Here is a 6,918-nt window from a genome sequence, read left to right on the forward strand (position 1 = left end):
AGCTTAAAAAGTATTTTGTAAATATTTTAAATAAAACTTAGGCAAAGTTTTTAAACTTGGGCAATTATCAAACATATTACTTAATTGAAAAAAATTTTCTATCTTACTAGTATTGAACTCAAGCTTTTGATTAAAACTTTTACAATAATAAAACATATTTTCCATATTTTCTACATTTTTTGTATCAAATTCAAGCTCTTGATTAAAATTAAAACAATATGCAAACATTGCATCCATATCTTTTACATTAGAAGTATCAAATTCAAGCTTTTGATTAAAAATTTCACACGAAGAAAACATAACACTCATGTCTTCTACATTGCTTGTGTTAAGCTTAAGTAATTGATTAAAATTTGAGCAACCTGCAAACATAGCCCTCATATCTTTTACATTAGAAGTATCAAATTCAAGTTTTTGATTAAAACCACATATAAAAAACATACATTTCATATCCTTTACATTACTTGTATTAAATGAAAGTTTATTGTTAAAATTACTATCTGCAAACATAAAACTCATATCAACTACATTAGAAGTATCAAAACTAAGCTCTTCATTAAAATAATAACAATGAGCAAACATCCCACTCATATTAAGCACTTTGCTAGTGTCCCACTCGTTAATCCCACTAAAATCACTTCGCTTACAATTATAAAAAAGCCAACTCATATCGGTAATTAAACTTGTATCAATATCACCTAGATAAATGCTCTCATCATTTACTAGCTCTTTTAATTCTTCTTTTGTAGTTGGTTTTAGATTGTTTTTATTCGAAATTTTGCTTTTAATTAAAGGCTTTGTAGGGCTTAAGACAAATATTTTAAACTCATCTTCTATGTTTTGGTCAAAAAACACTACACCTTCTTCTAGTCTATTGTATATATTATTCATCGTTTCAACATATTCATAAAAGTTGCAGTCTTGCGGTAAATTTGTATATATAATACAACCATTTTCTACATTTATTGAGTCGTAATTATCATATGCTTTCAATATTCCGCATTTAATATTTTCTAACATTTGAGAAAGTTGAAAAAAGGTATATTCGTGAATACCACAGCTTTTGACATCTTTTAATAATATATTGTAAATAATCTTTAAAACAACGCCTTCTTCTATAAATAAACCTTCTTCGCTATATGCTAAAGTTATTTTATCACCATATATCTTTTCTATTAATTTTAACATTTTTACTCCTTTGATTTTAGCGATTGTATCATAATCAAGTGCCTGATTATGTCCATATGTGATTTTTCTAAAAAAATTTTTTTAGAATTTGAATTAGGAATTTCATTTTAATTTTATATTTGGTTTAAGAACTTCACTCTCGCAAAATTATTTAATTTAGATTAAAGATACACGAAACAAATTCATCTCGTGTATTTGAATTTATTTTATGTATTTTCAAATGATTTTTGTAAGACTTCTAACATTTTCTCTTGGTGTTTTTTAATTTGTGCTTTTTTCCAAATAGAATTATTTAACTCGTTATTATTCTCATCTTTTTGATAATCTTTATTTTCATATACATCCAATAATTTTAAGCTGATTATTTTTTTATCTTTGTTTTTATAATTGTCAAATATTCTTTTCTTTTCAGTAAATACATTATTGCTAAAAGTTGAGTTTTCACTGTCTGTTATTAGAGCTATGTTTCCAAAATTATTAAGCACTTTTTTATTTTCTCCATCTTCGCTTAAACCGTCTGAATCATTTTGTGCTAAAACATGTTCTACTGAATTAACATATCTAAAACGATAGCTTTTATTATTATTTGAATAATTACTAATTAACAAATAATACTCCAAACGATAAAACCAATAATGCGGGGTATTTGTGCCTTTATTTAAAAAATCAAAATTTATGTCTTTCTTTGTGCATGCTTTATTTATAAAATCATCTAAAGTTTCAATTAAATTTGAAGCACCATCAATAGTTTTGTAAGCTAAAAAGTCATCAATATTTTTTAGGTAGTCTTTAAGTTTGTCAGCATTGTTTTTTAATATTTCCAAACAATTTTCATTAGTTATTTCTGTTTGCTCTTCTATGATTTTATTTTTACAAAATTCTAAATAATGTGTTAAAAAGTGGTGGTAGTTGGTATTATCCCCACGCCTTGCTACTCTTAGATAGTTTTGGATTAGTTTTAATTCAGTAGTATTATCAACTTCATTCCAATCATCGTTTTTGTCATCATACTTTCTAAATCTATTCCATAATTTATATTCATTTTCTTCATCATCAGCTTTTCTTTTTATCACAAAGGTATCAAAGATAATTCTATAATTTTTTAATGCTCTTATTATTTTTATTGCTATTATTGCTCCACAATTATTATTAAATTCTAAACAATCCCAAGTGTTTTCAAGGAATTTATCTTTTTTTATTGATATTTTTATATCTTTTTTAAAAATAGTTGATTCTTGCCTTGATAAAATCTTAAAAACATGCAAAACAAAGGTAGGGAAATCAATAATGCTCTCAAACTCGGCTCTTTTTTGTTTTTTGTCTTTTTCTTTGTTTATTTTATGATTATCAATTATATCTTTAATACTTAGATTTTTATTTTTTATGCTGCTGTTTTGATTTTTATCTTCGTAACAAAATGTAAAATAATTCATCTGCGAACATTCATCAAATATCCTAGCGTATTTTGTAACTTTATTTTCCTTGTTTGTTTTACCCTCCGCTTTGCTTTTTTCACAATCACTTGTTTTGTTTGTGTTATTTTGTTTTTCTTCATAATCGCTTATTAGTTTTAATAACCTTGCCTTTAAAATATCTGTGCCATCAAGCTGAACGCCTGTATTATTCATTCTTACAAAATATTTATTTAGCTCCACTTGATCGCCTAAAATCACTAGATTGAACTTAACTTGTTCTCTTATAAATTTAATAAATTGTTGCTTATCTTCTTCATTATCTTTACCGAAATACACTTCAAAAGTTTTAAAAGCATTCTTAAAACCTGCATTAGTATTGTTTGTATCATTAAAACACTTATCTAAAGATTTACCTTTGCAATATTCATCTATAGCCTTAGTATCTTCTTCTCTAATAGGCATTTCTATATTAAAATATTCTCCTACACTAACATGATTTTTTTCGAAATGTTTGAAAACTAGCCAAATAGTAGTTAGCCTTTGCTGTCCGTCTATAAGGATATATTTGTCATCATTTTCTGATACTACAATATTACCTATAAAATGAGATTTTTGTTCTTCTTGGTTTTTATTATGTTCAATACAATTTTCAAAATCATCTAAAAGAGCTTTTATTTGCTCATCTTTCCAAGCATAAAGCCTTTGATAAGGCGGAATTATGAAAGTTTTGTTTTTAACATCATTGTGAATAAAACTTGCGATTAACGATTTAGTGTTACTTGACATTATTTTTCCCTTTCATCATTATATTTATGTTTATATACGATTTTGTTTTCAAAATTTTTGTAAAAATTATCAAGATAGGCTGTTAGTTCATTGTGAGTTTTTGCTTTTATAGTTTTTTTTGCTTTTAGTTCTTCTTCTTGGCATTTTTGCCCTTTCTTTTCTAATAGTTTTTCCACTTCGCTAGCATAACTTGCAAAATAAATATGCTTTACTAAATCCTTAGCATTCTTAGGACAATTTACCCTATCTTCTAGTAATCTATGCGAATATACTACCCTTGATAGCGATGGTGATATCTCTTTAGAATTTTTAAATTTACTTTCACACAAGACTAAACACATCATAAGTCCATCAAATGTATTTAAATTACCAACCTTTGAATGTGGTTTCCATAGGGGGTTAAAAGATTCATTATTTTCTAAAATAGATTTATATATTTTTTCGTATTTTTTAAGATACTTAAAGAAATCATCCCCATATTTATAATTAGATAAAATCCCAATATTTGTAGCTCTTTTACCATCTAAATCTTCATTGCAAAGCTCATTAAAAGCAACTTTGTCAAACTTATTATCTCGACTACTTCCTTTTATCCATAGTCTTGTAGGAATTAAAAATTTTAATAAAAGTGTCTTTATATTAGGCTGGGTTTTACATTTTTCTTCAAATAAACCCTCATAATATTTTGCCCATTTATTTAGCATTTTTTCATTTTTGATAGATTGAAGATGAAAAGCTTTTATAAGGTCGTAATTTTCTAGTTTTTTGCCTTTTGAGTTGGTATTGTCAAAAAAGATAAAAGCATCATCGGCTTTTGTTGTAGCTACTATTATAAATTGAGTTTTTTCTAGCTTTTCTAAAAAATCTTTAGCTTTATCTTCGTTGCTCAAATAGTTTTTAATATACTCATAATTATTCTTGATATTATCTTGAGAAATTTTATGAAAAAAGCTTACATTACTTAGGTAGTTACTATATCCATTGTGATTTTCCATAACAATTTTATATTCACTTAACACCATCAGAATAAGCTTAATCGTAGTTAGCCTTTGCTGTCCGTCTATTACTTCATAAATTGTTTTATCATCTCGCTTGATTTCGTGTAAAATAATAGAGCCAAGCAAAGCTCCACTTTTACTATTTTCAATATCTTTTAAAAGCATTTTTATTTGTTTTAATTCCCATACATAAGGGCGTTGATAATCAGGTATGCTAAGATTTAGTTTGGTTAATTTATCAAAAGTTAATATGCTTGAGCTTACATTATCCATAAAAATCCTTTAGATTATAAAATTACAATTTCATTAACTCATTTTTAGCTTTTTCTAAATCATCAAGATTTAATAATAAATCAAATTCCTTAGGTTTTTTATAGACCTTATCATAATAATTGATTAAAAGTATTTTTGCTACACTTTTTAAATCCTTATTATTATAAGCAGTGCTTAGCTCATAAACTAAGGCATTTCCTAAATAAGGCTTTAATCTCTCAAGACAAAAATAAAAAAACTCCGAGCTAATGTTTTGATAATCATTCACACAATTTTGCACTCTAATATCCAAACTAGCTTCGCAAAACACCTTAATACCGCTATTCATTTGCTCGTAAAAATTATTAAATAAAGTTATAGTTCCTATGTTTTTGCTCTCTGCTTCTATGAATACTTTTGCATCTTTTAATGCTTTTAATTCATTTATTAGATTTATATCAAATTGTTGTTGGCTAGGTTGTAAAAACCCACGAGAGCCAAAAGTTGAGCCGAAATGATGGGCTAATTTTTCTAAATCTATTTTATTATCAAGTAATTTTAAAAGCCTTGTTTTACCACAAGCTGTATTTCCTGCTAGGCTTATAAAATTAGGATTTTGATAGCTATTAAGATACGAAATCATCTCGTTTCTAAGTTCTTTAAAACCACCTTCACATTTATAGACTTTAAATCCAATCTCACTTAAAATATGACCTATCGCACCACTTCGCTGACCACCCCTAGCACAATAAATATATATTTCATCTTTATGTGGATTTGCTATATTTTGTATTTTTTTAAGATGAATGCTTGTGTTTTTGCAAATAAAACTAGCTCCTAATAATTTTGCGTTAAATTTATTAGTAGCATATTTTGTCCCTACTAATTTATGCTCTTCGTTATTTAAAGCAAAAAAGTTTAAGGCTTTTTTTAAATGTGCTTTTTTGTATTCATTTGGACTTCTTGCGTCTATTAAAATATTTTTATTAATATTTAAAAATTCTTTAGCACTAATTAGCTGCATTGTAGTTTTTAAAGCTCTCTTTTATCTTTAAATATAATTCATCTAGGCTAGTCCCTATAACTCTAGTATCACAAATAGTGGTTATAAAATTAGTATCCTTATGCCATCTTGGTAAGACATGTAAATGCAAGTGTTTTGCAATACCAGCACCTGCTGCATCGCCTAAATTAAGTCCGATATTTACTCCTTGTGCGTGCAAGGTTGTTCTCATAATATTTTCAGCAAATCTAGATATTTTTGCCATTCTAAGCCAAGTTATCTCATCTAAATCGTTTAAAAACTCAACATGCTTTCTAGGAGTTATTAGAATATGCCCCGGAGAATAAGGGTATTTATTCATTAAAACCCTACATAATTCATCTTCATAAACTAGCACTTCACTAGCTTCGCAAAAAGGACATAAACTTCTATCTTCTTTAAAATATTTATCACGCCAAGGTGCTTTTAGGTGTTGCATTAAGAATTCCTTTATATTTAGTATTTGGAACATTTTTTAATAATTTATCGTTAGCAATAAAAATATCAAATTGTTTTATGGTAGCTTTAAATAAATCTATATTGTTTTTAGCTAAAAACCCTAAGCTAAAACCACAATTTTTTGCAAGATTTAATAAATCATTATTAGCAATTTTATCCAAAACAATCCCATCAGCTCCGTAAATACTAGCTTTGATTAATTCATCTTCGCTTAAGTTTTTTGAATAATAAAATAAATGCTTTTTAACATAACGCCTAGCATAACCTAGCTCATCAAAATCACTGGTAATAAAAGCATCATTTAAATCATTTAAGTCATAGCTAAATTTAATTATTTCATTTTTAAATTCACTTAAATCTCTTGGATAAAACAGATTAAATCCAAGACTTTTTATTAGAATTTCTTTGCTTAATTCTTGCATTTATTTATCCTTTGATTATGCAGTTTTATTTCATCTTCATTTAAAACATCTTCGTTTTGTAATACTTTTTGCATAGTTTCTTGTGCGTTTTTGCAATCATTTATTAAATAATATCCCCAAGCTAAAGTATCAAGAAAATAAGCATTATCAGGTTCTTGTTCTAAAGCTTTTTGTATTAGTTTTATACCTTTTGCAATATCAATTTTTGTATTTACTGTATTAATTACAAAAATCATATTTGGGTGAGTTCTAATGTTTTTTGAACCGATGTAGTAAGCTAATGATGTTTCTTTTTTACGAATTTACAGTTATTCTTCTTTTTTTGTTAATAAAAGAAAAGTTCATTCTTATAGCAT

At 26.5% G+C, this 6,918-nt stretch carries 7 protein-coding genes; all 7 read right to left on the reverse strand.

Going from position 1 to position 6,918, the window contains the following annotated elements:
- Window positions 1-3: 3 nt before the first annotated feature.
- The gene (locus KJQ97_RS04125) at window positions 4-1,188 is read right to left on the reverse strand and encodes a BspA family leucine-rich repeat surface protein (protein ID WP_214120035.1); all 1,185 of its coding nucleotides are present in this window, start codon (window positions 1,186-1,188) and stop codon (window positions 4-6) included.
- A 206-nt stretch (window positions 1,189-1,394) separates the two neighbouring features.
- Window positions 1,395-3,389 (reverse strand): DUF262 domain-containing protein, encoded by a 1,995-nt coding sequence (locus KJQ97_RS04130; RefSeq protein ID WP_214120036.1) that lies wholly within the window; start codon window positions 3,387-3,389, stop codon window positions 1,395-1,397.
- Window positions 3,389-4,660 (reverse strand): DUF262 domain-containing protein, encoded by a 1,272-nt coding sequence (locus KJQ97_RS04135; protein ID WP_214120037.1) that lies wholly within the window; start codon window positions 4,658-4,660, stop codon window positions 3,389-3,391. Before KJQ97_RS04135 ends, KJQ97_RS04130 begins: the two co-directional genes overlap by 1 nt.
- A gap of 22 nt (window positions 4,661-4,682) precedes the next feature.
- Window positions 4,683-5,663, reverse strand: a complete 981-nt coding sequence (gene mnmH / locus KJQ97_RS04140) for a tRNA 2-selenouridine(34) synthase MnmH (RefSeq protein ID WP_214120038.1) — start codon at window positions 5,661-5,663, stop codon at window positions 4,683-4,685.
- The gene (locus KJQ97_RS04145) at window positions 5,650-6,120 is read right to left on the reverse strand and encodes an HIT family protein (protein WP_214120039.1); all 471 of its coding nucleotides are present in this window, start codon (window positions 6,118-6,120) and stop codon (window positions 5,650-5,652) included. The genes mnmH and KJQ97_RS04145 overlap by 14 nt, the downstream gene beginning before the upstream one ends.
- A complete protein-coding gene (locus KJQ97_RS04150; protein WP_214116683.1) occupies window positions 6,092-6,562 on the reverse strand; it encodes a hypothetical protein in 471 nt (156 codons plus the stop codon). The genes KJQ97_RS04145 and KJQ97_RS04150 overlap by 29 nt, the downstream gene beginning before the upstream one ends.
- On the reverse strand, window positions 6,550-6,798 hold the full coding sequence (locus KJQ97_RS04155) for a tetratricopeptide repeat protein (RefSeq protein WP_214120040.1): 249 nt from the start codon (window positions 6,796-6,798) through the stop codon (window positions 6,550-6,552). The genes KJQ97_RS04150 and KJQ97_RS04155 overlap by 13 nt, the downstream gene beginning before the upstream one ends.
- Window positions 6,799-6,918 lie beyond the last annotated feature (120 nt).

The organism is Campylobacter sp. 2018MI01, from assembly GCF_018501205.1.
GTDB lineage: Bacteria > Campylobacterota > Campylobacteria > Campylobacterales > Campylobacteraceae > Campylobacter_E.